General features: G+C 55.4%; 20 protein-coding genes and 1 pseudogene. 12 read left to right on the forward strand and 9 right to left on the reverse strand.

What is annotated here, in order from left to right; all coding sequences use genetic code 11:
* Positions 1-107: 107 nt before the first annotated feature.
* The 3 genes from rfbB to rfbD are packed head-to-tail and all read left to right on the forward strand — an operon-like array spanning position 108 to position 2585.
* Positions 108-1163: a dTDP-glucose 4,6-dehydratase gene (gene rfbB / locus Q0510_RS01380; RefSeq protein ID WP_298707545.1), complete on the forward strand. Its 1056-nt coding sequence runs from the start codon at positions 108-110 to the stop codon at positions 1161-1163.
* A 1-nt stretch (position 1164) separates the two neighbouring features.
* Entirely contained in the window at positions 1165-1725 is a 561-nt protein-coding gene (gene rfbC, locus Q0510_RS01385) for a dTDP-4-dehydrorhamnose 3,5-epimerase (RefSeq protein WP_298707547.1), read from the forward strand.
* An 11-nt stretch (positions 1726-1736) separates the two neighbouring features.
* Positions 1737-2585 (forward strand): dTDP-4-dehydrorhamnose reductase, encoded by an 849-nt coding sequence (gene rfbD / locus Q0510_RS01390; RefSeq protein ID WP_298707549.1) that lies wholly within the window; start codon positions 1737-1739, stop codon positions 2583-2585.
* Between the two features lie 4 nt (positions 2586-2589).
* Here rfbD and Q0510_RS01395 read toward each other — a convergent pair.
* Positions 2590-3233: pseudogene (locus Q0510_RS01395) on the reverse strand (ABC transporter ATP-binding protein).
* 97 nt (positions 3234-3330) lie between these two features.
* Here Q0510_RS01395 and Q0510_RS01405 point away from each other — a divergent pair.
* Entirely contained in the window at positions 3331-3552 is a 222-nt protein-coding gene (locus tag Q0510_RS01405; protein WP_012794455.1) for a DUF2795 domain-containing protein, read from the forward strand.
* Between the two features lie 93 nt (positions 3553-3645).
* On the opposite strand, the gene Q0510_RS01410 is transcribed toward Q0510_RS01405, so the two are convergent.
* The 5 genes from Q0510_RS01410 to Q0510_RS01430 all read right to left on the reverse strand — a co-directional run bounded on the left by Q0510_RS01410 (position 3646) and on the right by Q0510_RS01430 (position 9598).
* The gene (locus Q0510_RS01410; RefSeq protein ID WP_298707554.1) at positions 3646-4461 is read right to left on the reverse strand and encodes an SDR family oxidoreductase; all 816 of its coding nucleotides are present in this window, start codon (positions 4459-4461) and stop codon (positions 3646-3648) included.
* Positions 4462-4509: 48 nt separating this feature from the next.
* A complete protein-coding gene (recN, locus tag Q0510_RS01415) occupies positions 4510-6162 on the reverse strand; it encodes a DNA repair protein RecN (RefSeq protein ID WP_298707556.1) in 1653 nt (550 codons plus the stop codon).
* Between the two features lie 17 nt (positions 6163-6179).
* Positions 6180-7667 (reverse strand): lipopolysaccharide assembly protein LapB, encoded by a 1488-nt coding sequence (locus Q0510_RS01420; protein ID WP_298707557.1) that lies wholly within the window; start codon positions 7665-7667, stop codon positions 6180-6182.
* Positions 7668-7747: 80 nt separating this feature from the next.
* Entirely contained in the window at positions 7748-8500 is a 753-nt protein-coding gene (locus Q0510_RS01425) for a C4-type zinc ribbon domain-containing protein (protein WP_298707559.1), read from the reverse strand.
* A gap of 3 nt (positions 8501-8503) precedes the next feature.
* Positions 8504-9598, reverse strand: a complete 1095-nt coding sequence (locus Q0510_RS01430; RefSeq protein ID WP_298707561.1) for a Nif3-like dinuclear metal center hexameric protein — start codon at positions 9596-9598, stop codon at positions 8504-8506.
* Between the two features lie 82 nt (positions 9599-9680).
* On the opposite strand from Q0510_RS01430, the gene Q0510_RS01435 reads away from it, so the two are divergent.
* Positions 9681-11198: a carboxypeptidase M32 gene (locus Q0510_RS01435; protein ID WP_298707563.1), complete on the forward strand. Its 1518-nt coding sequence runs from the start codon at positions 9681-9683 to the stop codon at positions 11196-11198.
* Between the two features lie 47 nt (positions 11199-11245).
* On the forward strand, positions 11246-11974 hold the full coding sequence (locus tag Q0510_RS01440) for a hypothetical protein (RefSeq protein WP_298707565.1): 729 nt from the start codon (positions 11246-11248) through the stop codon (positions 11972-11974).
* 56 nt (positions 11975-12030) lie between these two features.
* On the opposite strand, the gene Q0510_RS01445 is transcribed toward Q0510_RS01440, so the two are convergent.
* Together Q0510_RS01445 and Q0510_RS01450 are read right to left on the reverse strand one after the other, a co-directional pair.
* On the reverse strand, positions 12031-12708 hold the full coding sequence (locus tag Q0510_RS01445) for a rhodanese-like domain-containing protein (protein ID WP_298707566.1): 678 nt from the start codon (positions 12706-12708) through the stop codon (positions 12031-12033).
* A 64-nt stretch (positions 12709-12772) separates the two neighbouring features.
* Positions 12773-13378, reverse strand: a complete 606-nt coding sequence (locus tag Q0510_RS01450; protein WP_298707568.1) for a methyltransferase domain-containing protein — start codon at positions 13376-13378, stop codon at positions 12773-12775.
* A 203-nt stretch (positions 13379-13581) separates the two neighbouring features.
* Here Q0510_RS01450 and Q0510_RS01455 point away from each other — a divergent pair, with 203 nt between their 5' ends.
* From Q0510_RS01455 to Q0510_RS01470, 4 genes are all read left to right on the forward strand, one after another.
* On the forward strand, positions 13582-18423 hold the full coding sequence (locus Q0510_RS01455; RefSeq protein ID WP_298707570.1) for a PKD domain-containing protein: 4842 nt from the start codon (positions 13582-13584) through the stop codon (positions 18421-18423).
* Between the two features lie 68 nt (positions 18424-18491).
* A complete protein-coding gene (locus Q0510_RS01460; protein WP_298707572.1) occupies positions 18492-21329 on the forward strand; it encodes a PKD domain-containing protein in 2838 nt (945 codons plus the stop codon).
* Between the two features lie 2 nt (positions 21330-21331).
* Complete coding sequence (locus Q0510_RS01465; RefSeq protein WP_298707574.1) at positions 21332-22372, forward strand: PorP/SprF family type IX secretion system membrane protein; 1041 nt, start codon at positions 21332-21334, stop codon at positions 22370-22372.
* Positions 22373-22534: 162 nt separating this feature from the next.
* Positions 22535-22900 carry a T9SS type A sorting domain-containing protein gene (locus Q0510_RS01470; RefSeq protein WP_298707576.1) on the forward strand — a complete coding sequence of 122 codons (366 nt, stop codon included), beginning with the start codon at positions 22535-22537 and terminating at the stop codon, positions 22898-22900.
* Positions 22901-23319: 419 nt separating this feature from the next.
* On the opposite strand, the gene Q0510_RS01475 is transcribed toward Q0510_RS01470, so the two are convergent.
* Positions 23320-24492: a class I SAM-dependent rRNA methyltransferase gene (locus tag Q0510_RS01475; RefSeq protein ID WP_298707578.1), complete on the reverse strand. Its 1173-nt coding sequence runs from the start codon at positions 24490-24492 to the stop codon at positions 23320-23322.
* A gap of 124 nt (positions 24493-24616) precedes the next feature.
* On the opposite strand from Q0510_RS01475, the gene Q0510_RS01480 reads away from it, so the two are divergent.
* A complete protein-coding gene (locus Q0510_RS01480) occupies positions 24617-25183 on the forward strand; it encodes a nucleotide exchange factor GrpE (RefSeq protein ID WP_298707580.1) in 567 nt (188 codons plus the stop codon).
* A gap of 78 nt (positions 25184-25261) precedes the next feature.
* Positions 25262-25390 (forward strand): DnaJ domain-containing protein (locus Q0510_RS01485; RefSeq protein ID WP_298707582.1); only part of this gene is annotated, 129 nt, incomplete at its 3' end.

The raw sequence follows: 25390 nt of genomic DNA on the forward strand, positions 1-25390 counted from the left end.
AGGAACTTTTGGGCTGGTCTCCGAAAGTGGACCGTGCCGAAGGGCTTAAGATCACATATGAATATTTCAAACAGGCGCTTGGTAAAGCCTAAGTCAATAACAGCCGCATGAAGAAGAAACTATTAATTACTGGTGGGGCCGGTTTTATCGGTTCACATGTAATAAGGTTATTTGTTAATAAATACCCGGATTATCAAATTGTAAACGGCGATGCCTTAACATATGCCGGCAATCTTGAAAACCTGCACGATATCCAGGATAAGCCGAATTACGTCTTTGAAAAGGCAGACATCACGGACGAATCAGCGGTTGGGGCACTTTTTGAAAAATATGCCTTCGACGGTGTGATCCACCTGGCTGCGGAAAGCCATGTAGACCGCTCCATCCTGGACCCGCTCGCTTTTATCCGCACGAATGTGCTGGGGACGGCTATTTTGCTGAATGCAGCCCGCAAATACTGGAAAGATAATATGGAAGGGAAACGCTTCTACCATGTGTCTACCGACGAAGTATATGGCTCACTGGGCGAAGAGGGTTTCTTTACGGAAGAAACGGGCTACGATCCGCGTTCGCCGTATTCCGCTTCCAAAGCGAGCTCCGATCATTTCGTGCGCGCGTATCACCACACCTATCATCTTCCCGTTGTACTGAGCAATTGTTCCAATAATTACGGTTCGCACCATTTCCCTGAAAAGCTCATCCCGCTGGCCATCCACAACATCCGCAACAACAAGCCCATTCCCGTTTACGGAACAGGCGAAAATGTGCGCGACTGGCTGTTTGTGGAAGATCATGCCCGGGCGATCGATACTATCTTCCACCAGGGCAAAAACGGCGAAACCTATAACATTGGCGGTTTCAACGAATGGAAGAACATCGACCTCATCCGCCTGCTCTGCCAGATTATGGACAGCAAGCTGGGCAGGGAACCGGGTACCTCCGCGCAGCTGATCACTTTCGTGAAAGACCGCGCCGGCCACGACCAGCGTTACGCCATCGATGCCTCCAAACTCAACAAAGAGCTCGGCTGGTCGCCCAGCCTGCAGTTCGAGGAAGGTTTGGAAAAAACGGTGGACTGGTACCTGGCCAACCAGGAATGGCTCGATCATGTGACCAGCGGAGCGTATAAAACTTATTACCAGGAACAATACCAGCAACGATAAAATGCCTATTCAAGCAACCGGATTTCCCGGCCTGTACGTCTTTGAGCCTGTAGTGCACAAAGACGACCGGGGATACTTTTTTGAAAGTTATAATGCCGAAACGCTCCGCAAAGAAGGGATCGGCATTACGTTCGTACAGGATAACCAGGCGCGTTCGGCGTACGGTGTTTTGCGGGGATTACATTTCCAAAAGCAACCATACGCGCAAACCAAGCTGATCAGAACACTGGAAGGACGGATACTGGATGTGGTCGTAGACATTCGCAAAGGTTCGCCCACATATGGAAAAGTGTTTTCCATTGAGTTGTCGGCCGAGAATAAATTGCAGCTGCTTGTTCCGCAGGGATTTGCTCACGGATATTCCGTATTGAGCCCTACCGCCGAAGTGATGTATAAATGCGACAATTTCTACCACAAAGCCAGCGAAGGTGGCATCCGGTACGATGATCCCGCGCTGAACATCGATTGGGGATTCCCGCTGACTGATGCGGTGATTTCCGCAAAAGACGCCGTGTTGCCGTTACTGGCGGACTGCGAACATAATTTCACCTTCCAGCCTTAAAAACAGACGCCATGAAAAAAATACTGGTTACCGGAGCGAAAGGCCAGCTCGGCCTCGCCCTGCAAGCCGAAGCCACCCGCTTCCCGGAGTTTTCCCTGATATTGACCGACCGGGAGGAACTGGACATTACAGATGCCGATGCCATTCATGCCTTTTTCGCCAGCGAGGAATTCGATGCGGTGGTGAATTGCGCGGCTTATACTGCCGTTGATAAAGCGGAAACGGACGAAGAAACAGCCTTTTTGCTCAATTTCCAGGCGGCCCTGCTGCTTGCCGAAGCTGCCCAGGCAAAGGGGAGCCGTTTCATCCAGGTATCGACCGACTATGTGTTCGACGGGCGCAGCAACCGCCCTTACACGGAAGACCAGGACACTTCTCCGCAAAGCATTTATGGTGCATCCAAACTGCGGGGCGAAGCAGCCGTACTGGGCACATACCCCGAAGCGGTCATTGTGCGCACCTCCTGGCTGTATTCCCGGCATGGCGTTAATTTCGCCCTGCGCATGCAGGAACTGATGAAGGAGAAAGAAAGCCTCAACGTGGTGTTTGATCAAACAGGAACGCCAACTTACGCGCCCGACCTGGCGGCGGCTATTTTCACCATACTCTCCCACCCTGCCCCTGAAGGCGGTGTCTACCATTATAGCAACGAGGGCGTGGCGAGCTGGTACGATTTCGCAGTTGCCATCCGGGAACTGACCGGCGCTGCGTGCAAAGTGCTGCCCGTTACCTCCGAACAGTACCCCACAGCGGCCATGCGCCCGGCTTACAGCGTGCTGAATAAAGCGAAGATCAAAGCCGCTTTCGGGCTGGAGATCCCTTACTGGAAAGACAGTTTGGCAGTATGCCTCGGAAAATAATTCCTCAGGAAACTATTTTTCCGTCCTTCATGACGAGTTGCCGGTCGCTGAGCGTGGCCAGCTCCTCGTTATGGGTGACGATAATGAAAGTTTGACCGAACTGGTCGCGGAGTTGCAGGAAGAGCTGATGCAGTTCCCTGGCGTTGTGGGAGTCGAGGTTGCCGGTGGGTTCGTCGGCCATTACGACATCGGGTTTGTTGATCAGGGCCCTGGCTACGGCAACGCGCTGTTGCTCGCCTCCGGAGAGTTGGGTAGGCCGGTGATCCAGGCGGGATGAGAGCCCCAGGGTTTCCAGCAAATACGCCGCCCTGTCCCTGACTTCACTTTTACGGGTACCGGCGATAAAGCCCGGGATACACACGTTTTCGAGGGCGCTGAATTCCGGCAGCAGGTGGTGGAACTGGAAAATGAAGCCGATATGGCGGTTCCGGAAATCTGCCAGCGCATCTCCTGCCAAATGGCTGGTTTGCACGTCATTAATGAAGATTTCCCCGCGTCCAGCCTGCCCAGGATGGGCAGCAACGTGCTTTTGCCCGCCCCCGAAGAACCTACGATGGTCACTATTTCACCTTTACTGACAGAAATATCCACCCCCTTCAGCACGGAAAGGTTGGAATAATTTTTGGTGACATTGCGAGCAACAAGCATAACCGAACGATAAATAGCCGTTAAAATAGTAATAGTTGTTTATTTCAAATTAAATAATACTTTTGCGAAAATTTGGAAAAGTAAAAATTTATATACGATGTACTGGACCTTAGAACTAGCGTCGTACCTGGAGGATGCTCCATGGCCGGCCACAAAAGACGAACTCATAGATTACGCCATCCGCTCCGGTGCACCCATCGAAGTTATCGAAAACCTTCAGGAACTGGAGGATGAAGGGGAAATTTATGAGGGCATTGAGGATATTTGGTCTGACTATCCGTCGCAAGACGACTTCTTCTTCAACGAAGACGAATACTAAGACACCGTATTCCTATGCTGCAAAAAATTAAACCGTCCTGGTGAGGAACTCTCCGGGACGGTTTTTATTTTTTTACCCCGAAGGGGGCAAGTATTATTTTTCGTTCATGGACTCGATCACGGCTGCGGAAACCCCTGTGAAGGAGAAGCCACCATCGTGGAAGAGGTTCTGCATGGTAACCATGCGGGTGTAGTCGGAGAACAGGGTCACGGTGTAATCAGCGCACTGGTCGGCCGAAGCGTTACCCAGCGGGCTCATTTTATCAGCGTAGGAGATGAAATCGCCGAAACCTTTCACACCGCTGCCGGCCGTAGTACGGGTGGGCGACTGCGAAATGGTGTTGATGCGCACTTTCTTCGCCACGCCGTAATGGTAACCGAAGCTGCGGGAGATGGATTCCAGCAGGGACTTGGCGTCCGCCATGTCGCTGTAATCGGGGAATACGCGCTGTGCCGCGATGTAGGTCAGCGCCACTACGGAACCCCATTCGTTAAGGGCGTCCAGTTTGTAAGCGGTTTGCAGCACACGGTGGAGCGACATCGCGGAGATATCGAACCCTTTGTGCATAAATTCGTAATCCAGGTCGGTATAGGGCTTTCCTTTGCGGACGTTGATACTCATACCAATGGAATGCAGCACGAAATCGATCTTACCGCCGAAGTGCTCCATGGATTTGGTGAACAGGTTGTTCAGGTCGTCCATGCTCGTGGCGTCGGCAGGTATTACCGGGGCGTTGCAGGCTTCAGCCAGCTTGTTGATCTCACCCATGCGCAGCGCAATCGGAGCGTTGGTCAGCACGATCTGGGCGCCTTCTTCCACGCAACGCACGGCTGTTTTCCAGGCAATGGAATTTTCATCCAGCGCCCCAAAGATGATCCCTTTCTTCCCTTGTAATAAGTTATGAGCCATTGATTAAAATTTGGGCAAATTTAGCAGTTATAGTCGAAAATTGAAATCTTATTGCGTAACCATCTCCCGCGCGTTCTCCAGTGCCGCCTGCGTGGGCTTCTCCCCGCCCAGCATCTTTGCGATCGCCGTAATCCGCTCATCCTGTGAAAGCAGGCGTACGCCGGTTTTCACCTTATCATCCACCAGTTGTTTATAGACAAAGTAGTGTGCATCCGCTTTTCCGGCCAGTTGGGGCTGGTGGGTGATGCAGATCACCTGGTGCCCGCGCGCCAGTTCTTTCATGATAATCCCCACCTGTTTGGCCGCTTCACCCGAAATACCGGTATCGATCTCGTCGAAAATGAGCGTGGGTAAGGAAACTGACCGGGCCACCAGCGATTTGATGCACAACATCAGCCGGCTGAGCTCCCCGCCGGAGGCCACCTTGCGGATAGGCCCGAACTGGTTGCTGCGGTTGGCGTCGAACAGGAACTCGATATTGTCCTTCCCATAAGCCTGCAAAGCCCCTTCCGCGATATCCACCCGGATGCGGGCATTGGGCATGCCTACCTGAGCCAGCAGGGCGTTGACCTTAGCTTCGAACGGCTCCGCCTGCGCCCTGCGCTGTTCCGACAGCTTCTGCGCGTCCAGTTCCAGCACTTCCTGGCATTCGGCCAGCTGCTTTTCGGTATCCCGGATGCGGTCGTCGAGGTTGAGGACGCCATCGAGCTTTTCCTGCAGGCTGTCGCGGATCGCCAGCAGCGCCGCCGTATCCTGGACGCCGTGCTTCTTCATGAGCTTATAAGCGAGGGCCAGGCGCTCGTTCAGCTGCTCCAGCCGCTCGCCGTCGAACTGCACCCCGTCGTTGAGGCGCTCCACTTCTGAAGCGAGGTCCTGCAGCTCGAGGTAGCTCGACTGCATCCTTTCGGCCAGCGGGGGCACGTCTTTATGGAAGCCGGCCAGGCCCTGGAGGCTTTGCTGCAGCTGGCGGAGCTGCTGAAGGAGGGGCTGTTCGTCTTCCTTCAGCTGGAAATAAATCCGGTTGAGCGTGCCTTTGATCTCTTCGGCATGGCCCAGCAGTTGCTGCTCGGCTTCGAGGCTTTCAATTTCGTTTTCCTGCAGGTTGATGTCGAGCAGCTCGTCGAGCAGGAACTTGTTGTAATCGGCTTCTTTATTGGCATTGTCGCGCAGGGCGTTCATTTCCCGGAGCTCCTTTTGCAGGCGGGCGTATTGCGTAAAGCGCCTGCCATAAGCGTGGAGCAGGTCGGTATGCCCGGCGAGGGCATCCACCACTTCGCGCTGGAAGTTGGACTTTTCCAGTTCCAGGGTATCGAACTGCTGATGAAGATCGACGAGCAGGGCGCTGAGTTCCTGGAGCTGGGATAGGTTGACGGGCGTATCGTTGATAAACGCGCGCGACTTGCCCGCGGCGCTGATTTCGCGGCGAATGATCACGGGATCGTCGAGATCGAGCTCGTTGGCGTCGAAGAAGGGTTGCACCTGTGCCGTTTTTACACGGAAAGCGCCCTCTATGACGCACTTACGGGTTTTATCGAACAATACGGCAGGATCGGCCCTTTCGCCGAGAATAAGGCTCAGGGCGCCCAATAGGATGGATTTACCGGCGCCGGTTTCGCCGGTGATGACGTTGAGGTTGCCGGCAAAGCCGACTTCCAGTTCGTCGATAATCGCGTAATTCTGAATAACCAGGCGGTATAACATATCAGTGTTGTTCCGTTTTATTTTCCGTCGAGGCGCAGCATGCCGGATTTGGCGCGCTGGTCCAGGGAATTCTTGTAATCGTGGCCTTCCATGTCGAGGCAGGTCTGGAAGTACTGGCGGGCTTTCGCCTTGTCGCCCGATTTTTCATAGATATACCCGGCCTGGAGCGATGCCCTTGCGGCATAGTATTCCGGCCGGTTGCTGCCGATCTTGATGGTGGCTTCGTAGAGGCGCAGGGCGGCGGAGTCGTTCCCCATTTCGTCATAAATCCGCGCCAGGCGGTAGGCGTATTCGAGTTTTTGCTCCACCAGCTGGAAGTCCGTCGTTTTTTTGGACAGCAGCAGGTCGCGCGCTTCGGTGTAGAAGCCTCCGTCGCTCAGCAGCCTCGCCTTCAGCAGCACAGGGTGCGGCCATTTACCGCTCTTTGCTTCTTTCTGCGCCTGCTTGTCGGCGTCCGTTTCCAGGTTGCCGCGCTGCGGAACGAGGTTGCGGTAGTATTGCGCCTTGTTCATGTCGCCTTTCAGGTAGTAAGCCCAGCTCAGGCGCTGGAGGGCTTCCTTCACGTAGAATTTACCTTTGAAGCCGCCCACGAAGCGCTCCAGGTGGGCGATGGCGTCTGCATCTCCCCTTTCGAACTTCATAAGGCCGAGCGCGTATTCCGCATACCAGAGCTCGGTGTACTCGGGGCTCTGGCGGCGGCCTTCCAGCACACGGATGCCCTGGTCGGCCTTCTGGTTGTTGAGGCTCAGGTTGGCTACCATCAGGGCGAAAAGATAGTTATTTTTTGTATCGAGCTGTTTTTTCTCCACAAAATCCCAGAGCTGTTCGGGTTTATTTTCGATGAAAAGCTTGAGATAGCAGTAGTAGTACCAGGATTCCTCCCGGAAAATATCAGCTACGGGGTCGCGGCTGTCGATCACCTGCTGCAGGTTGGCCATCCCCTGTTTGATGCTGCCCCGCAGGCCGAGGGTGTTGGTAATCCATTTATAACCTTCGGGAATGGTGCCGAAAACGGTTTGCATCGGGCCGAGGATCATTTTATTGGGCAGGAAGCCGGGATGCTTGCGCTCATTATCTTTCAGGGTGAGATACGATTTGCGCACCTCCCACACCGCGTCCCACTTCTCACCGAACTTCACCTTGATGAGCGCCCACTGGAATTTCACCACGGCCTGGGTGTAGAGGTAAAACGGACTGTCGGAAGGGCCTTCGGCGAGCTTGTCGAGCCGGGTGGCGCGGAGCTTCCGGCGGTTGGCGTAGGCGTTGGCGTCTTCATTGAAAAAGAGGGTGAAGAAGTCCGCGTAGTTTTCGATGAAGTAGGGAATGAGGTTGTCGGGGTTTTCGCGTTTTTCTGCTTCGAGCAGGTTGAGGCCCGTTTGAAGACGCAGCTGCATGATGGCGTGATAGGCTTGCTGGCAGCGGTCGTTGAAGTCGTACCCCGGTTGCCGCGCGCTTACGGCTAAGGATATACTGCATATCAGGGCGAGAAGGAAAATGAAACGCATAGGGGCAAAAATAAGGAACTCCGCGCAATGGATATGCGCAGAGTTCCTCACAAGTTATTATTTCGGGCCTTCCGGAACGATTAGATCGTTACGGTGGCGTCGAGATCGTTATCTACCACGATACGTCCGCAATGTTCGCAAACGATGATCTTTTTACGCTGACGGATTTCCGCCTGGCGTTGCGGGGGGATGGCGTTGAAGCAACCGCCGCAGGAATCGCGCACAACCGTTACCACGGCCAGGCCGTTGCGGTAATTTTTGCGGATTTTCTCATAAGCTGCGAGAAGGCGGGGATCTACTTTCTCACGGGCTTCGCCGCTCTGCTTTTCGTAGCCTTTCTCTTCTTTTTCGGTCTCGGAAATGATTTTCTCGAGCTCGCCTTTCTTATGTTTCAGGTTCGTTTCCTTGTCGGAAATGGTGCGTTTGGCCACTTCCAGGGAACGGGATTTTTCCTTGATATCGTCGTTGGCGTCGCGGATGTGCTTTTCTGCCAGTTTGATCTCCAGCTGCTGCATCTCGATCTCTTTCGAAATCGCTTCGAATTCGCGGCTGTTCTTCACGTTATCCTGCTGCTTCTCGTACTTCTTGGCCAGCGCTTCCGCGTCTTTGATGGCGTTTTTCTTCGCGGCTACGAAATCCTGAATGCCCTTGATCTCGTCTTCAATGTGAGCCAGGCGGTGGTTCAGGCCTTCAATCTCATCCTCAAGATCCCGAACTTCGATCGGCAACTCCCCTTTCAGGATCTGGATTTCATCCAACTTGGAATCGATCTTCTGTAACCGCAGTACAGAAACCAGCTTTTCCTCAACGTTGTATTCTTTTACAGTAGCCATGTATTATAAATAATTTACCGGGTTTGTGTTGATGGTAGATTTTAGAGGCGCGAAGTTACTAAAATTTTCAGTCAATATATGATAAAATAAGTCCACTGCGAACTGTTCGCTTTCAAAATGTCCGACATCTGCCACAATTAATTGATTTTCAGCATCAAAAAATTCATGGTATTTGAAATCGGCCGACACGAACGCGTCTGCCCCGGCCGCCCGGGCCTGCTTCAGCAGGAAGCTCCCCGCCCCGCCGCATACCGCCACTTTCCGGACTTTTTTACCCCGAAGCGGCGTATACCTGACGCACCCCGTCCGGAAGCGCTCCTTCACCATCGCCAGGAACGCCATTTCCTCCATCACGTCCGGCAGCTCCCCGATCAGCCCCGAACCCACCTCGGCCCAGCGGTTCTCCAGCTTCACCACGTCGTAAGCCACCTCCTCGTAAGGGTGCGCCTTCAGCAACGCCGCCGTCACCTTCCCTTCCAGCTGCGCCGGAAAGATCACTTCCAGCTTCACTTCCGCCTCACTATGCCGCTCACCGGGCCTGCCCACGAAGGGATCGGCCCCCTCGCCGCCCCTGAACGTCCCCGTTCCGGCGGCCGCGAAACTGCATTCACTGTAATTCCCGATATGCCCCGCCCCCGCGGCAAACAGCGCATCCTGCACCGCCGCCGCCTGGGCCGCCGGCACAAAAGTAAACAGCTTCCGCAGCAGGTCTTTCTTCGGATCCAGCACCCGCGTCTTCTCCAGCCCCAGCTGCTTCGCCATCATCGCGCTCACGCCCGCCCGCACATTGTCGAGGTTCGTATGCGCGGCATACACGGCAATATCATGCTTAATGGCCTTGATCGCCACCCGTTCCACATAATTCCGGCCCGTGATCCGCTTCAGCCCGCCGAAAACAATGGGGTGATGCGCCACCACCAGGTTGCAGCCTTTTTCCTTCGCCTCGTCGAGCACCGCCTCCGTGGCGTCCAGCGTGAGCAGGGCGCCCTTCAGCTCCCAGTCCGGATTCCCGAACAGCAGCCCCGCATTATCGTAACTTTCCTGGTAAGCCGGCGGCGCAAAACGCTCCAGCACTTGTATGATGGATTGAATCGTCATATCTTCAAGATAATCAACATTCCCCGCTAACAATTGTTGGCGGTATGGCGATTGATTAGATTTGTAAAATAAATTGCTTTTCATGACAGTGCAAAAAACTTCAGCAGCCCTTTACGACGAATACAAAGACCGGATGCAGAAAATCGCCGACGTACGCAACGCCGCCTCGGTGCTCGGATGGGACCAGGAAACCTACCTCCCCGAAAAAGGAGCCGGCTTCCGCGGACAGCAACTCACCACCCTCAGCACCATCGCGCATGAACTGTCGACCAGCCCCGCGCTCGGAGACCTCCTCCGCGAACTGAAGGAACGCACCGACCTCGACGATATCCAACGCAAAAACGTTCAGCTGTCGGCCGAAGACTTTGAAAAACAACGCAAATATCCCGCTTCTTTCGTGGCCGAGCTATCCACCGCCACCAACGCCGCCTATCACGCCTGGATCAAATCCCGCAAGGAAAAAGACTTCTCCGTCTTCGAACCGCAGCTCGCCAAAATGGTGGAGCTGAAGAAACAAGAAACCCAGATCCTCGGATTCTCCGGCCACCCTTACGACGCACTGCTCGACGAATACGAAAAAGGCGCGGACGTATCCATGCTGGATGCCATTTTCCGCGACGTCCGCCAGTCGCTGCTGCCCATGCTGCAACAAATAGCCCTGCAAACACCGCCCGATAAGAAATTCCTGAACCGCCTCTATCCTAAAGACCAGCAATGGCAATTCGGGATCGACATCCTCAAAGCCATGGGCTACGATTTCGGCGCCGGCCGCCAGGATGTGTCGGAACACCCTTTCACCACGAGCTTCAACCCGCAGGACGTGCGCGTGACCACGCGCATCGACGAGCAGGATCTCGGCAATATGACCTGGAGCTGCATCCATGAAGGCGGCCATGCCCTCTACGAACAAGGCCTGCCCCTGGAGCAATACGGTCTTCCCTGCGGCGAAGCCGCCAGCCTCGGCATCCACGAATCCCAGAGCAGGCTCTGGGAAAACAACGTGGGCCGCAGCCTCATCTTCTGGCAGAAACATTACGGCCACCTGCAAGGGCTGTTCCGCGCCAACCTCCAGGCCGTTCCCATCATGGACTTCTATAAAGCCATCAACCTCGTGCAGCCCTCCCTCATCCGTACGGAAGCCGACGAGCTGACTTACCATTTCCACGTCATGATCCGGTACGAGATCGAAAAAGGGCTCATCGGCGGGGAACTCCAAACCAAAGACCTGCGCGACATCTGGAACAAATACTACCTCGATTACCTCGACGTGAAAGTGCCCGACGATATGCAGGGCGTGCTGCAGGACATCCACTGGAGCCACGGCAGCTTCGGGTATTTCCCTACCTACTCGCTCGGCAGCTTCTACGCCGCACAATTCCATGCTGCCGCCAGGAAGCAGATCACCGGTCTCGACAGCGCCATCGCAGACGGGCGTTACGACGGGCTGCTGCGGTGGCTGCGCGATAATATCCACCGTCACGGCAGGTACTACACTTCCAACGAGTTATGTGAAAAGGTGACGGGGGAGAAACTGAACTTTAAACATTTTATGGCGTACGCGCAGGAGAAATACGGAAAGATCTATAATTTGGGGGCCTGAATGAAGGGCCCCTCCTTTTTGGGACCCTCCGGCAATTGTAATATCCTATGCGAACATGTTCCCTGTACCTGTTGATGGCGGTTTCTGCCATCTTTTCCGCTTGCGGGCCATCTCACACCGGCCATCCTTCCGCCGGCACCCTGCAAAACGGTCCTCCTCCGGAAGCGGCGGAAAAACTTCCGATCCAGCTCACGAAGCCGGATGGCGTCAATTACTGGCAGCCCGACGAGATGCCCGTCAGCGATTCCACGGTCACGTTCCGCTATCCGGAGCTTTCCGTCACATTCTTTCCCTGCGTCGCAGATCAAAAGGTTTATATTCTCAAAGACGAGGAGGACACCCTTGATTGCGGTCCTTCCCATCTTACGGACGGGCAGATCATCGTGCGTTCCGGTGAATTCATGGATTGGGAGATCCGCTACACGTATGAAGTGGGAACCAGCGTCTACATCGACGGTATCGCGCGGGAAGTTGACTGGCCGGGGTTGTATTTCAGATGGACCCAAATAATGCGCGACGAAGGCCACCGGTTCCGCTTCCCCTATGAAAATAAACTGCCGGAGGTGTTCAATTTCGTGCAGCCGCGCGACTGGCTGAAAGTGGTACGCCGTCAGTTCGGCGACCAGGCGGCCGATGCGCTCGCGGATGTCGACTATGGCGACGAACGGGTGATCACGTATCCGAAGCGCTTGCTCATTAAAATAGAAGGTTATAACCCGGAGAAGAAAATCCGCACGGAGCGGATATTGAAATTCAGTTTCGAAGAAGGCTGCTGACCGAAATAAAATGAACTAAAAAGGGGCATTGTTGAAGTGCCCCTTGCAGTTTTAAATCATTTCATCGCTTTGCGGAATGCTTCCGCTTCCACGATACCGGATTTGCGCCAGACTTCCTTTCCGTCTTTGTAGAGGATGAAGGTGGGTATTTCGGTGACGTTATTGGCTTTCATGACGTCGAGGTCGTTGCCGCCGTCTACGTTGAGGACTTTGATTTTCTTTTCTTCGGCGAACTGCTTCACGACGGGCGCCATTTTGCGGCAGGGCGGGCACCATTCCGCGCCTACGTCTACCAGGATCCACTGGCTGCTGGCGATGGCTTGTTTGTAGAGGTCCTGGCTCATTTGAGGGCCTTTCTGCGCGCCGGTAACGGCTTTGCCTTCGGCCCTCCAGGCGTTGATGCCGCCGGAAAGGTCGGTAACGTCGGTGAAACCGTTGGCGGTGAGCCATTTAGCGGCGCCGTTGCTCCGGCCGCCTACGAGGCAGTATACGAATACGGGTTTGTCTTTATCGAGGGATTTGACGCGTTCGGCGAATTCTTTTTTATTGGTAAAATCGGCCTGGAGCGCGTTGGGCAGGTGGCCGGTTTTGAATTCTTTGGCGGTACGCACGTCCAGCAATTGGACGGCGGGCTGGCGCAGGCCTTTCTCGAACATATCGGCAGAAACGGTGTGCTGGGCGCCGGCGGCGGTAAAGCAGCCGAGAAAAATGGCAATGGCTATGAGATACTTCATCGGTTCCGTGATTGTTTTGTCTTCTATGGCTAAACCATAAAGGTACGCAATCCGCGGCAAATCGTCAGCTCCGGCGGCGGGCTACGCTGTCGAGTTTCCGGAAGTTGATGAAGACTTCCCGGCCCTGGCGGGCGGGGTGAGAATTATAGCAGGGGGCGAAAGTTTTGAAGTTGAAATATGGTTCGAACATCCTGCGGTACACTTTGATGCCGCCGCCGAAGGGAGGGCCGGGCTCATCGAATTCCCGGTTGAAGAGCACGCCTACCAGGCGCCCCTCTTCCCAGAGCAGGTCGTACATATGCCGCGCGTAGGCTTGCCGGAGCGCGGGATCCAGCGCGCAAAGGAAAGTCTGCTCCACGATCAGGTCGTACTCCGCCTCGTGCTCGAAAAAGTCGCCCGTCTCGAACTTAATGCCCGTTCCGGCATATTTCTGCTTCAACCTTTCGATGATGACGGTGGAAATATCCAGCACGGTAATATCGCGGAACCCACTGTCCCACAAATACTTGGCTTCGTAACTATTGCCGCCGCCGGGGATGAGGACCCGGAGGTTTTTATTCGGCAGCTGGTCGAAATAATCCCTTAAGGGCGGTGATACGGTTCCCATGTCCCACTCGGTTTCCCCGCGCTCATAGCGCGCATTCCAATAAGCTTTATCCAGTTCTGGCATATCCATACGGTTTGGAAAACGGATGCAATAACCAAGTAAATGTACTTTCTACACATCCGATAACAGGGGCAAATAAATGATTAATCGCTTAACACAATGAAAACATAATGTTAATATAAACAGATAATTCTTTTTTAAATATTATTTTTGCCTCTTTGACACAAAACCCCTGCGCGGGTATACCTCCAATTTTACGGGTACCTATGTTCAACCGACACCAACTGAAAAACCATATCGCATCCGTGTGCGCCTGCCTGATGTTGCTCTGCTTTACCTCAGCAAAGGCACAACAGGCTTCATTTACCGCCGACGTAACATCCGGCTGCGCACCGCTCACCGTCTCCTTCACCAACACATCCGATGCAGGCGCCACCGCTTACGACTGGGATTTCCAGCTGGGAGCGCATTCCAACAACTACAACGCCGGCAAGATCTTCGATGTGCCCGGAACTTATAATGTCCGGTTAACGGTCACCTACCCCGGTGGCACCCGCACCGCCACCCAAACCATCACGGTGCACGAAAACCCCACGCCCGCATTCACCGCCACCCCGCTGTCGGGCTGCACGCCCCTGCAAGTGGCGTTCACTGATGCCTCTCGCCCCGGCTCCGGCACCATCCAATCCATCACCTGGGACTTTGGAGACGGATCCTCCGCTTCCGGCCCCAGCCCTTCCCATACTTATACCGTTGGCGGCAACTTCACCGTTTCCACCATCGTCGTTAACAGCTTCGGCTGCCGGGAAGGCCTCACCCGCCAGCAATACATCCAGGTAAACGAAACGCCCCGGATCGATTTCACGGCCGACGTGCAAAGCTCCTGCACCGCGCCCCTCACCGTCAACTTCCGTTCCAGCGGCACCACCGGCGTGCCCATCACCTGGGATTTCGGCGATCCCGCATCGGGCAGCAACACCGCCACCACACAAAACCCTTCCCATACCTACACCAGCGAAGGCACCTACACCGTCACCCTCCGCGCCAACACGCCGCTGGGCTGCGAGGGCGTGGTCACCAAAACCGCCTTCGTGGTCGTGCAACGGACCAGGACCGATTTCGTCGTCAACGGCGCAGCCTGCGCCGGCACCGCCGTTCAGTTCCGGAATACCACCACGCCCAGGCCCACCATTTCGCAATGGCGATTCCCCGACGGCAGCACTTCCAACGCCACAGACGCATCGTTCCGGTTCGCCTATCCGGGCACCTACAACGTCACCCTCACTTCCGGCACTCCGGGATGTACTGAAACCATCACCAAACAGGTGACGGTAACCGGGCCTACGGTCGACTTCACCGCCACGCCACAGTTCAGTTGCGGCGTGCCGCTCAATGTACAATTTACGCACATGGCCACCGGAGCCTCCACCTACCTGTGGACCTTCGGCGACGGTACCACCAGCACGGCACCTTCGCCCAACCATACCTACAATAACTTCGGGGAATACGACGTCACCCTGCGCGTAACGGACGCCGCCGGCTGTACCAACGAGCTCACCCGCCCTGATTATATCGTGGCGGAACGTCCCCGGGCCACCATTACGGCCTCCGACCCGGAGGGATGCCTTCCCCACGCATCCAGCTTCAGCGCCAACCTGCTCACGTCCGGCGCCGTCACCGGGTACAGCTGGGACTTCGGCAATGGGGTTACTTCCACCAGCCCCAACCCTTCGCATACTTTTACGACCGAAGGCGATCATATCGTGCGGCTGCGGCTGATGGTCAACGGCACCTGCCCGGTAGACCTGCAAACCACCGTCCGGGCGGGCCGCATTCCCATCGTTGAGTTCGACGCCACGCCCAAAGCGCCCTGCCAGCGCGACCCGGTGCAGTTCACCAACCTCTCGCAACCCAGGGGCACTTCCTGGCAATGGACCTTCCCGCAAGACGGCGGTACGGTGCTGACTGCGGAAAACCCTTCGCATATCTTCAACGAGATCGGCCTGCACGACGTAACGCTGGAAGTCAACAACTACGGATGCCGCCGCAGCCTAACCAAAAACGATTTTATCACCATCCTCCCGCCCGTGGCAGACTTCATGCTGGAGAACCTTTGCACCGATAAATACCGCATCACCCTTACAGACAGGTCCGACTTCGGCCCTATTGCCGGCACGCCCCGCTTCTGGCGTTGGGACTTCGGCGACGGGAATACTTCCACCGATCCCTCCCCCACACACGTATATACCGCCACCGGCACGTACACCGTGAGGCTCACCGTGAGCGACGGCAACTGCGAATCGGAGATGACCCAAACAGTAGACATCATCGACGAACGCCCGCAGATCAGCGCCGCCGCGACGGAGGTATGCGCCGCAACGCCGCTGCCTTTCTCGCGCGACAATGTGGACCCGGCCAATATCACCCAATGGAACTGGAACTGGGGCGACGGGACCTATGCGCCCTCCGCCGGCAACAACATCCCGAAAACTTATCTCAACCCCGGCACTTACAATGTAGTGCTGACGGTTACCGACCGGAACAACTGCGTTTCCACCTCCAACACACTCAGTATCCAGGTGAACGGCGCGGACGCGGACTTTAGTTTTTCCGGCAGGCGGTGCGAGAATGATCCGCGGTTATTCACCGATTTATCCACGGCCAATCACGGCAATGCAATTACGGAATGGGTCTGGAATTTCGGAGACGGGACGCAGCCTGAAACACTGACCACGCGCCCTGTGGACTATCAGCACGTATTCAACAACGGAGACACTTACAACGTGACATTGACGGTGCGCGACCAGGCCGGATGCGTTTCATCGGTTTCGCGGCCGGTGCAGGTGAGAAACGTGGACGCGGAATTCCGGTCGGCAACACAGATTGCCTGTAAAGACCAGGGCTTCCAGTTCAGCAATGCTTCCACCGGCATCAATCTTACCTACGCCTGGGATTTCGGCGACGCCACCTCGTCCACCGACCGCCATCCGCTCAAAACCTGGACGGCCTCCGGCGATTACACGATCACTCTCACTGTAACCGACGACGAAGGCTGTACGGCTACCGAAACCAAGAACCAGTACATCACGGTTCCCAATCCACTGGCGCGCTTCACGGTACCGGGGCAGGTTTCGCAATGCCCGCCCGCACTCATATCCCCTGAAAACGAAAGTTCGGACTACCGCCGGGTGGTATGGGATTTCGGGGACGAAGGGCGCTCCGACATCGATGAGCCCGACCATGTTTACAACTTCCCCGGCAACTACACCATCAAGCTGTACGTATATTCGCAGGGCGATTGCGTGGATTCCACTTCCCACGATATTTTCATCGACGGCCCCACCGGCACCAAAACCGTCATCAACAAGGAAGGCTGCGCCCCGCACGCCACCACCTTCAGCGCCAGCTCCCCCAATGCCGTCCGCTATACCTGGGACATGGACGACGGCACCGTGCAGGTCACCACCACCAACAGTTACACCTATCAATACACCCGGCCCGGCGTGTACTATCCCCGCATCGTGCTGGAAGACAACCGGGGCTGCAAAGTGCCCGCCCGCGGCCCCGTCGACAGCATCATCGTCGACCAAACCGTAGCCAGCTTCTCCATGAGCACGCAAGCCGCCTGCGATGCCGCCGATGTGTTATTCACCAATGCTTCTTCTTCGATGTCTGCCACCGAACACGGCGACCCGATGCAATACCGTTGGGATTTCGGGGTGAATGGCAGGACCGATGACGTAAGCGCGAATGAACATCCCCGGTTCGCCTATACCGGCGCTAACAGCCACCGCATCAAACTGGTGGCGGTGAGCCGCTACGGATGTGAGGATTCGGCTTTCCTTTCCCTGCAGATCGATCCGAAGCCGGACGCGAACATCGCGCCGGCGGGCCCCGTCTGCGTAAACGAACCCGTGCAGTTATCCGGTTCCGAAAGCCGAAGCCTTCCTTCCACCAGCTGGACCTGGACAGTAGACGGCGTTGCCGGCAACAGTCCTTCCCTGGCCCCTTACCTGGAATACGACCAGGCCGGCCTGCATGCCATCCGGCTGGTGATCCGTAATGCAGTGGGAACCTGTCCGGATACCGCCGATTTCCAACTGGTAGTCAACCCTTTGCCACCGCTCAACATTACGCCGCGCGATGCAGTGGTCTGCGAAGGATCGTCGCTCCAGCTCATCAGCAACGGCGGGCCGGCCACATATAGCTGGACGCCTTACAATATTTCCAGCGCCAGCTCACAGAACCCGGTGATCAGTCCTGTAATTGACACAACATACCACGTTACCGCCGTGAACCAGTTTGGCTGCGAGGCGCAGGACGAAATCCAGGTGCGGGTATCGCATCCTTTCACGGTACGCACGGCCGACGCAGCGATCTGCGAAGGCCGGCAGGCAGCATTGCGCGCTTCCGGCGCCGTGCGCTACCGCTGGATACCGGCCAATGACCTGGACGATCCGGATATCGCCGACCCGGTGGCTACCCCCTCCAGGACTACGCTCTACCGGGTAGTGGGCTACGGCAACGACGCCTGCTTCACCGACACCGCCGAAGTGAATGTGACCGTTCACCAGGCCCCCGTGATCACCGTTCCCGAAAACATCAACGTTCCCAGCGGCACCATACTGACGGCCCCCGTTACCGGGAGCCCCGACATCACCTCCTGGCAATGGTACCCGGAAAAATGGCTCAGCTGCTACGACTGCGCCACGCCGGAAATGCAACTCCAGGGGCCCGTGACCTATAAGATCACCGCCACGAACATACACGGCTGCCAGTCTACCGTCCTGCTGCCCGTAAAACTGTTCTGCCCGGGCAGTACCGCCTTCATTCCCAATACTTTCACCCCGAATGGCGACGGCCAGAACGATATCTTTTACGTGCGCGGCAGGGGCATCCGGGTCATTAAGTCTTTCCGGGTGTTCAACCGCTGGGGGCAGCTGATGTTCGAACGGTCCAACTGCCAGTCCGACAACCCTTCCTGCGGGTGGGACGGCCGTTTTGCCGGGCAGTTGCTGCCGCCGGATGTATTCGTGTACGTAGCGGAGATCGTCTGCGACAGCGGGGAACCGATGACGCTCAAAGGAAATGTGACATTGCTGCGATAGGGAATTGGAAAAAATATAATAAATTTGTATAATCCATAAACCTATACTTTCCCATATCCTGTGAAAAAATGAAAGCACCTGATACGAAAAACCTGATCCGATTGTTGTGGGCCCTGCTGGTACTGCCGGGAGCGGCCACTGCCCAGCAGGCCGGGTTTACCTATACGGTGGCGCCCGTTTCGCGGTGTGCGCCGGCCACGGTGACGTTGCGGAACGCCAGTACCGGGAGCCCGAATTCCTACCTTTGGGAGTTTGGCGACGGGAGGAGCTCCACAGAACCCCATCCCACGGTGACGTTCAATTCGGCAGGACCGGTTTCCATCAAACTTACGGCTTATTATAACCTGGCTACCGCCACGGCCACGGAGAACTTTACGATTTATCCCCTGCCCGTTCCGGCGTTTTCGGTGGATAAGCAAAAGTCCTGCGGCACATACACTGCTACATTCACCGATAACACCCCCGACGGCTCGCACCGGGTCTGGGATTTCGGGGACGGCACCACGCCCGTTTCCACCAATTCCGCCACGGTACAACATACCTTCAGCAGGCTCGACACGTTCGATGTAACGCTTACGGTAACGAATACGACAGGCTGCGTGCAGACGCTGCGCAAGCCGAAATTCATCATTGTATCTGCGCCGGTCATCACCATGACGTCCGCCCCGCAGGAAGGGTGCGTCCCGTTCATGGCGGGTTTCAGCGCCAATGTGCAAGCCGATCCCGGCGACCCCGCGGTTTCATATTCCTGGGTGTTCGGCGACAATACCAGCGCCAATTCCACGACGCCCAATATCACGCATGAATACCAGGCGGCGGGGGATTTCAATGTCACCCTGACCGTCAACACCCAGCAGGGATGTTCCGTGATGCAGACCTTCGCGAAACATGTAAAAACCGGCGAACGGCCCACGAACGTGAGTTTCACGATCACGCGGCCGGACAATTGCGCCGGCACCATGGCGCGGCTGCTCGCCAGCGCCACCGATGCTTCGCGCTATCGGTGGGATTTTGGCGACGGCACCCAATACGAAGGCCCCGAAAATGATATCAACCGCTCTTTCCGTGCCGCCGGCAACGTGACCGTACGCATGCGGGCAGGCTCCAACGGATGCTTTACCGACGCGGCGCCCGTTACGATTGCCAATACCGGGCCCGTAGCGGATTTCAATTATAAAAGGAATTGCGGAGATGCGGGACGGACGTATGCTTTTACGAATGTAACCGTCGGCAGCCCGGGCGATACCTACGAATGGAATTTCGACGATAATACACCGGCCGATTTCAACATCCATCCTACCCATACTTTTTCCCAACCCGGCACGTATAATGTGCGGCTGATTGTCCGGAATGCGGGGCAGACGTGCATGAGCACCATTTACAAAACCATCCAGGTATTTGCCGCGGACTTCCATACGGGCGTGGGTTCCATCTGCAGGAACAGCGAAGTGCATTACGGCGTGGTGCAGGTGCCCCATGCATTGGTACAGCATTTCGACTGGCGGTTCGGCGACGGGCAGCGGATCGTGACTACGGAAGAGGATATACGCAGAGTGGTGAATACGAAAGGCCTGTTCTCCGACACGCTCATCATCGTATACGCCAACCCCGCACTGTGCCCGGATACGATCGTGAAAAAGGATCATCTCACGGTGATGGCGCCGGTAGCTGAATTCGCCACGGGAGCCGTTGCCTGCGCGGGACAACCGGTTTCCTTCATCCAACAATCGCAGCCAACGCCTAATATTCCGCTGATCGGGTACCGGTGGGAATTCGCTAATTTACCGTCGTCCGACAAGGCTACGCCCGACAAGCCGGTCTTCAACGCCAGCGGCACTTACCCGGTGAAGCTGGTGATCACCGACGCGCGCAACTGCACGGATTCCATCATCCGGAACGTCGACATCAATCCCACGCCATTCCTCAGCATACAGGCTACTACGGCCAAGATCTGCGAAGGCGGGTTCACGAACCTGCAGGCCGTTTCGAATGGAACGGTAAGCTGGTTCCCGGCCTGGCAGCTGTCGTGCAGCAATTGCCCGGTCCCGCAGGCTTCACCTACCGAAGACACTTCTTATATTGCAACCGCTGTCAATACTTTCGGCTGCCAGGTTAAAGACACGATTTCGCTCGACGTGGTGCCGGCCGTAACGCTTTCCGTGAGCCCTGATACCGCGCTCTGCAACGGTTCCAGCGCCAGGCTCTGCGCCAGCGGCGCCGCGTATTACAACTGGTCGCCGGTTGTGACGGCAGACGGCAATACGGCCATGCCCCTCATCACCCCAACCACCAACACCGTTTACACCGTAACCGCCGGCAACGATCCCGATTGCCCGACGGCCACACGGCAGATCACGGTTACGGTGAAACCCGTGCCCACGGTAAATGCCGGGCCCGACCAGGTGATCGTAGCGGGCAATACCGTGCTGCTCGCGGCAACGTTCAGCAGCGATGTGGTGAGCGGGGAATGGAAGCCCAATACCTGGATCGATTGCGCGACCTGTCCGCAAACCGTTGCAGCGCCGCGTTCGGGTATTGATTACGCGTACGAGGTAACCAATACGGAAGGCTGCAAAAAGTCGGACGTGATGAACGTGCGGCTGATCTGCGACCAGGGGAATGTGTTTTTGCCCAATGGCTTTTCGCCGAACAACGACGGGATGAATGATATCTTTTTCCCCCGTGGGAAAGGCGTGCGGAGCATCAACTCGTTCCGGGTGTACAGCAGGTCGGGGCAGGAAGTGTTCAACCGTTCGGATATCAAAATGAATGACCCGGCGGCGGGCTGGGATGGCATGCAGGGAGGCAGGGTGATGGCGCCTGACGTATACATCTGGCTGCTGGACGCAGTTTGCGACACCGGCGAGCGGTTTACTTTAAAAGGAAATGTAACCTTATTACGATGAACATGAAAACGCTGCAAAGCATGAAGAAATATTGGTTAAGCGGAGTACTCGCACTGATCGGGTTGCCGCTGTGCGCGCAGGACATACACCTGTCCCAGTTCATGGAAACGCCCATTCTCCGGAACCCCGCGCTCATCGGGCTTTTCAAGGGCGACGTACGCTTCCAGGCGGTATACCGCAACCAGTGGAACAGCGTCACGATACCGTACCAGACCGGGACGGTGAGCGGGGAAATGAAATTCCCGGTGGGTAATTACAACGACCACGTAACGGCGGGGATCCAGGCCTCGTTCGACCGGGCGGGCGCGTCCAACCTGCAGAGTGTCCAGTTTTTGCCGGCGCTCAATTACCATAAGTCGCTGAGTGAGGACAAGAGCAGTTACCTGTCGGTGGGTTTTATGGGCGGCTATGTGCAGCGGCAGTTCAATCCCGCGCACCTGACGTTCAACAACCAATATACGGGCGGGCGCTTCGACCCTGCGGCGCCTACGGGCGAGGAAGGGCGGCTGGCGAAGATCGGTTACGGGTATTGGGATGCGGGTGTGGGGATGAGTTATAATGGTGTGCTGGGTGAGGCTACGAATTATTTCATCGGGGCGGCGTATTACCATTTCAACAAGCCGAAGGTGTCGTTTTTCAACGACGACAAGGTAACGCTGGACGCGAAAATGAGTTTCAATATGGGGATTACGGTGCCGGTTTCGGAAAGGGTACGGGTGATAGCACATTACAACCAGGTGCACCAGGGGGCATATGCAGAGTTTATCGGCGGTGCGTTTGTGGGGTATGGGTTGATGGATGAGGGGTTGGAATCGGACAGGGGGATGTATGGGGGATTATTTTACCGGTGGAATGACGCCATTGTGCCCATGTTTCGCCTCGATATGGGGGCCTGGGAGATCGGGGTGAGTTATGATGTGAATGTGAGCCGGTTGACGACGGCCAGCCGGGCGATGGGAGGCTTCGAAGTGTCGATGGTTTTCAAGAGTTTTCTAAACCGCTGGAATTCAACGCTTAACAGTGTAACCTGCCCCAGTTTCTGACATGGCAACGGGCGGCGCGGGAAAAAATTGTTAAAAACGTTAAAATTTGTGAAAAAAGCGGGGATAAATTGCACAATTTGGCAGACCGTTTGTTATCTTTATATAGCAACCAAACCTTCGATATTTGGGAAATATTTAAAAAAATTTATATCTTTGGGTACTATGTTAAAAACCTTTACGCTCATCCTATTTACTTTGTTGTGCGCCTCGACCCTACCGGCCTGGTCCCAAAGCAAATCATCCCTACCGTCCGGTTCCGGGCCTGAGGGTGAGAATGCGAATAAGGTGGTGAAAGCGTACCCCAATCCTGCTACTACGAAGATATATTTCGAAATTCAGCGTAATAACGACAAGGTTTACGAGATTATTGTATATAATTTCCTCGGCAAAAAGGTGGATCACCTGAAGAACCTTGCCAACCGCACGGCGCTCCCGCTGGATAATTATTACAGCGGTCTCTACATTTTCCAGCTGCGTGAAAAAGACGGAACGCTGGTAGAATCCGGGAAGTTCAACGTCGTCAAATAATTCTGCACATAAAGATCTCAAGGATATAAAAAGCCGGCAGCCGCATTACGCGCTACCGGCTTTTTCTTTGCCGGAGCTTATCCTTTTCACGGTCGCGCCGTGAAAGATATCTACTCGCAAAAACCAATGTATCAACTAAAGAACGGAGGGCGTCGCCGTATCCATGATCCTGCATTTAAGCGACCGGTGGCCGCCCCGGCAAAGAAGGATTGCATTTACAGGCCGGTCGCGCCATAAAATATGTTTACTCCGGATAGAGGGGTTGAAGCATGGATGCTGCATCGAAAAGGCAATATAGAGCATGCGTTCACCGTGTTGCAAGCCATCTGCAACCTAGCGTTACAGGATTGTGTGACAACAAAAAAACCGCGGATGGCTCCGCGGTCTTTCTTTTTGATAGTATGTTTTGCTGGCGGCGCTTATTGCACTTCCACGATAAGGAATTTCAGGTAAGTGGTGTTTTCGATGTTCCAGAGGATGGGATGGTCCTGTGCCTGCGTCTGGAAAGTAACCTGGCGGAGTTTTTTCCGCGCATCCTTCGCTGCCATATCGATGGTTTCGAGGAACATGGACGGGTCTACCAGGTTGGTGCAGCTGGCCGTCACGAGGAAGCCCCCGGGCTTGAGCAGCTTCATGCCGCGCAGGTTGATCTCCTTGTAACCGGTAATGGCTTTCTGGATGTTCTCGCGGCTTTTGGTGAAGGCCGGCGGGTCGAGGATCACCACATCGAACTTGCGCTCTTCGCGGGTCCATTGCTTCAGCTGGTCGAAGGCGTTCACCGCCTGGAACTTGCAGATATCCTGCAGCCCGTTCAGCTCCGCGTTGCGGCGGGCCGTATTCACGGCGTGCTCGGAAATGTCCAGCCCCAACACGCTCTTCGCGCCGTAGTGCCCGGCGTGGCAGGAGAAAGTACCGGTGTAGCAGAACGCTTCCAGGACGTCCGCCCCTTTAACGATATGCTGGATGGCGCGGCGATTGTCCTGCTGGTCGAGGAAATAACCGGTTTTTTGTCCGCCGACGATATCCACATGGAACTTGAGGCCGTTTTCGTTGATGATGATATTGGTATCGAAGGGTTCGCTGAGGAAACCTTTCTTTTGCTCGAGGCCTTCCAGTTCGCGGACGGGCACGTCGTTGCGTTCATAGATGCCTTTGGGTTTGAAGATATCGTTGAGGGCGTCCACGATGGCGGGCTTCCAGCGGTCGATGCCGAGGGCCATGGTCTGGATAACGAAGTAATCGTTGAATTTGTCGATGATGAGGGCCGGCATTTCGTCTGCTTCGCCGAAGATAAGGCGGCAGTTTTCCACGTATCCGAGCTTTTTGCGGTATTCCCAGGCTTTGCGGAGGCGGTTGTGGAAAAACCCTTCGTCGATGGTCTCGTTACGGTCGCGGGTGAGCAGGCGCACGAGGATCTGGGATTGGGGGTTGATGTAGCCCCGTCCCACGAAAATACCGTTGTGCGTGAACACATCCACGATATCGCCGGCATTCACCTCCCCTTCGATCTGGCCCACTTCGTTGCCGAAAACCCAGGGGTGCCCTGTGAGTACGCGGTTTGCTATCTTTTTCTTCAGAAATACCTTGGTCATTGCTTGTTATTGGAGCGCAAAGGTACAAAATGCAGGGAATCCTTGCTTTCCCTGCCAAATTGTCCCGCAAACCGGGCTTGGCAAAGTTATTGACGAGGGGTAAATGCAGATAATTTGTACGATTATGACAGAAAAAGATAAAGAAATGCAGGCAAATGGGCAGGAAAACCCGAATATGGACATCAATTCAGATGAAAACCAAAGCGGATCGACCCATCTGAACGACGCCCTGCCGGAAACCGACGAAGCGGATAAACTGCGCGGAGAACTCGACGAATTACGCAGAAAATACCTGCTGCTGAACGCAGATTTCGATAATTTCAGGAAAAGAAACGCCAAAGAGCGCATAGAACTGATCAATACCGCCAACAAAGAGGTCATCGTTGCCCTGCTCGATGTGCTCGACGATTCCGAAAGAGCCACCAAACAGCTGGAAACTTCCGGTGAATCCGGCGCCGCCGCCGAAGGCGTAGTGCTGGTATTCAATAAATTCCAGAACATCCTGCAATCCAAAGGCCTCAAAGCCATGGAAGCCATGCACGAGGAATTCAACCCGGACCTCCACGAAGCCGTTACCGAGATCCCCGCTCCTACCGAAGAACTGAAAGGTAAAGTGATCGACGTACTGCAGAAAGGATATTACCTCAACGACAAAATCATCCGTCACGCCCGCGTGGTGGTGGGTAAATGACGTTGTGACAGCAGATCGCCCGTCCCATAGAATTTTCATAGCCTGTTCCGCCGGAATGGGCTTTTCAAGTGTATAAACATGTCCACCAAAAGAGATTTTTACGAAATATTAGGGGTTGCCAAAACCGCCTCCCAGGATGAGATCAAAAAGGCTTACCGCAAGGTGGCCATGCAGTTCCATCCCGACCGGAACCCCGGCAATAAGGAA

This window comes from uncultured Chitinophaga sp. (assembly GCF_937874145.1).
GTDB lineage: Bacteria > Bacteroidota > Bacteroidia > Chitinophagales > Chitinophagaceae > Chitinophaga.

What these genes read in the sequence shown, in the direction of transcription:
- Q0510_RS01430 (WP_298707561.1), bottom strand. Translation starts at nt 9,598, where the DNA reads ATGACGATTCAATCCATCATACAAGTGCTGGAGCGTTTTGCGCCGCCG.
- Q0510_RS01410 (WP_298707554.1), bottom strand. Translation starts at nt 4,461, where the DNA reads ATGGCTCATAACTTATTACAAGGGAAGAAAGGGATCATCTTTGGGGCG.
- Q0510_RS01445 (WP_298707566.1), bottom strand. Translation starts at nt 12,708, where the DNA reads ATGAAGTATCTCATAGCCATTGCCATTTTTCTCGGCTGCTTTACCGCC.
- rfbB (WP_298707545.1), top strand. Translation starts at nt 108, where the DNA reads ATGAAGAAGAAACTATTAATTACTGGTGGGGCCGGTTTTATCGGTTCA.
- Q0510_RS01435 (WP_298707563.1), top strand. Translation starts at nt 9,681, where the DNA reads ATGACAGTGCAAAAAACTTCAGCAGCCCTTTACGACGAATACAAAGAC.
- rfbD (WP_298707549.1), top strand. Translation starts at nt 1,737, where the DNA reads ATGAAAAAAATACTGGTTACCGGAGCGAAAGGCCAGCTCGGCCTCGCC.
- Q0510_RS01465 (WP_298707574.1), top strand. Translation starts at nt 21,332, where the DNA reads ATGAAAACGCTGCAAAGCATGAAGAAATATTGGTTAAGCGGAGTACTC.
- recN (WP_298707556.1), bottom strand. Translation starts at nt 6,162, where the DNA reads ATGTTATACCGCCTGGTTATTCAGAATTACGCGATTATCGACGAACTG.
- Q0510_RS01470 (WP_298707576.1), top strand. Translation starts at nt 22,535, where the DNA reads ATGTTAAAAACCTTTACGCTCATCCTATTTACTTTGTTGTGCGCCTCG.
- Q0510_RS01440 (WP_298707565.1), top strand. Translation starts at nt 11,246, where the DNA reads ATGCGAACATGTTCCCTGTACCTGTTGATGGCGGTTTCTGCCATCTTT.
- Q0510_RS01475 (WP_298707578.1), bottom strand. Translation starts at nt 24,492, where the DNA reads ATGACCAAGGTATTTCTGAAGAAAAAGATAGCAAACCGCGTACTCACA.
- rfbC (WP_298707547.1), top strand. Translation starts at nt 1,165, where the DNA reads ATGCCTATTCAAGCAACCGGATTTCCCGGCCTGTACGTCTTTGAGCCT.
- Q0510_RS01425 (WP_298707559.1), bottom strand. Translation starts at nt 8,500, where the DNA reads ATGGCTACTGTAAAAGAATACAACGTTGAGGAAAAGCTGGTTTCTGTA.
- Q0510_RS01480 (WP_298707580.1), top strand. Translation starts at nt 24,617, where the DNA reads ATGACAGAAAAAGATAAAGAAATGCAGGCAAATGGGCAGGAAAACCCG.
- Q0510_RS01460 (WP_298707572.1), top strand. Translation starts at nt 18,492, where the DNA reads ATGAAAGCACCTGATACGAAAAACCTGATCCGATTGTTGTGGGCCCTG.
- Q0510_RS01420 (WP_298707557.1), bottom strand. Translation starts at nt 7,667, where the DNA reads ATGCGTTTCATTTTCCTTCTCGCCCTGATATGCAGTATATCCTTAGCC.
- Q0510_RS01455 (WP_298707570.1), top strand. Translation starts at nt 13,582, where the DNA reads ATGTTCAACCGACACCAACTGAAAAACCATATCGCATCCGTGTGCGCC.
- Q0510_RS01450 (WP_298707568.1), bottom strand. Translation starts at nt 13,378, where the DNA reads ATGCCAGAACTGGATAAAGCTTATTGGAATGCGCGCTATGAGCGCGGG.
- Q0510_RS01405 (WP_012794455.1), top strand. Translation starts at nt 3,331, where the DNA reads ATGTACTGGACCTTAGAACTAGCGTCGTACCTGGAGGATGCTCCATGG.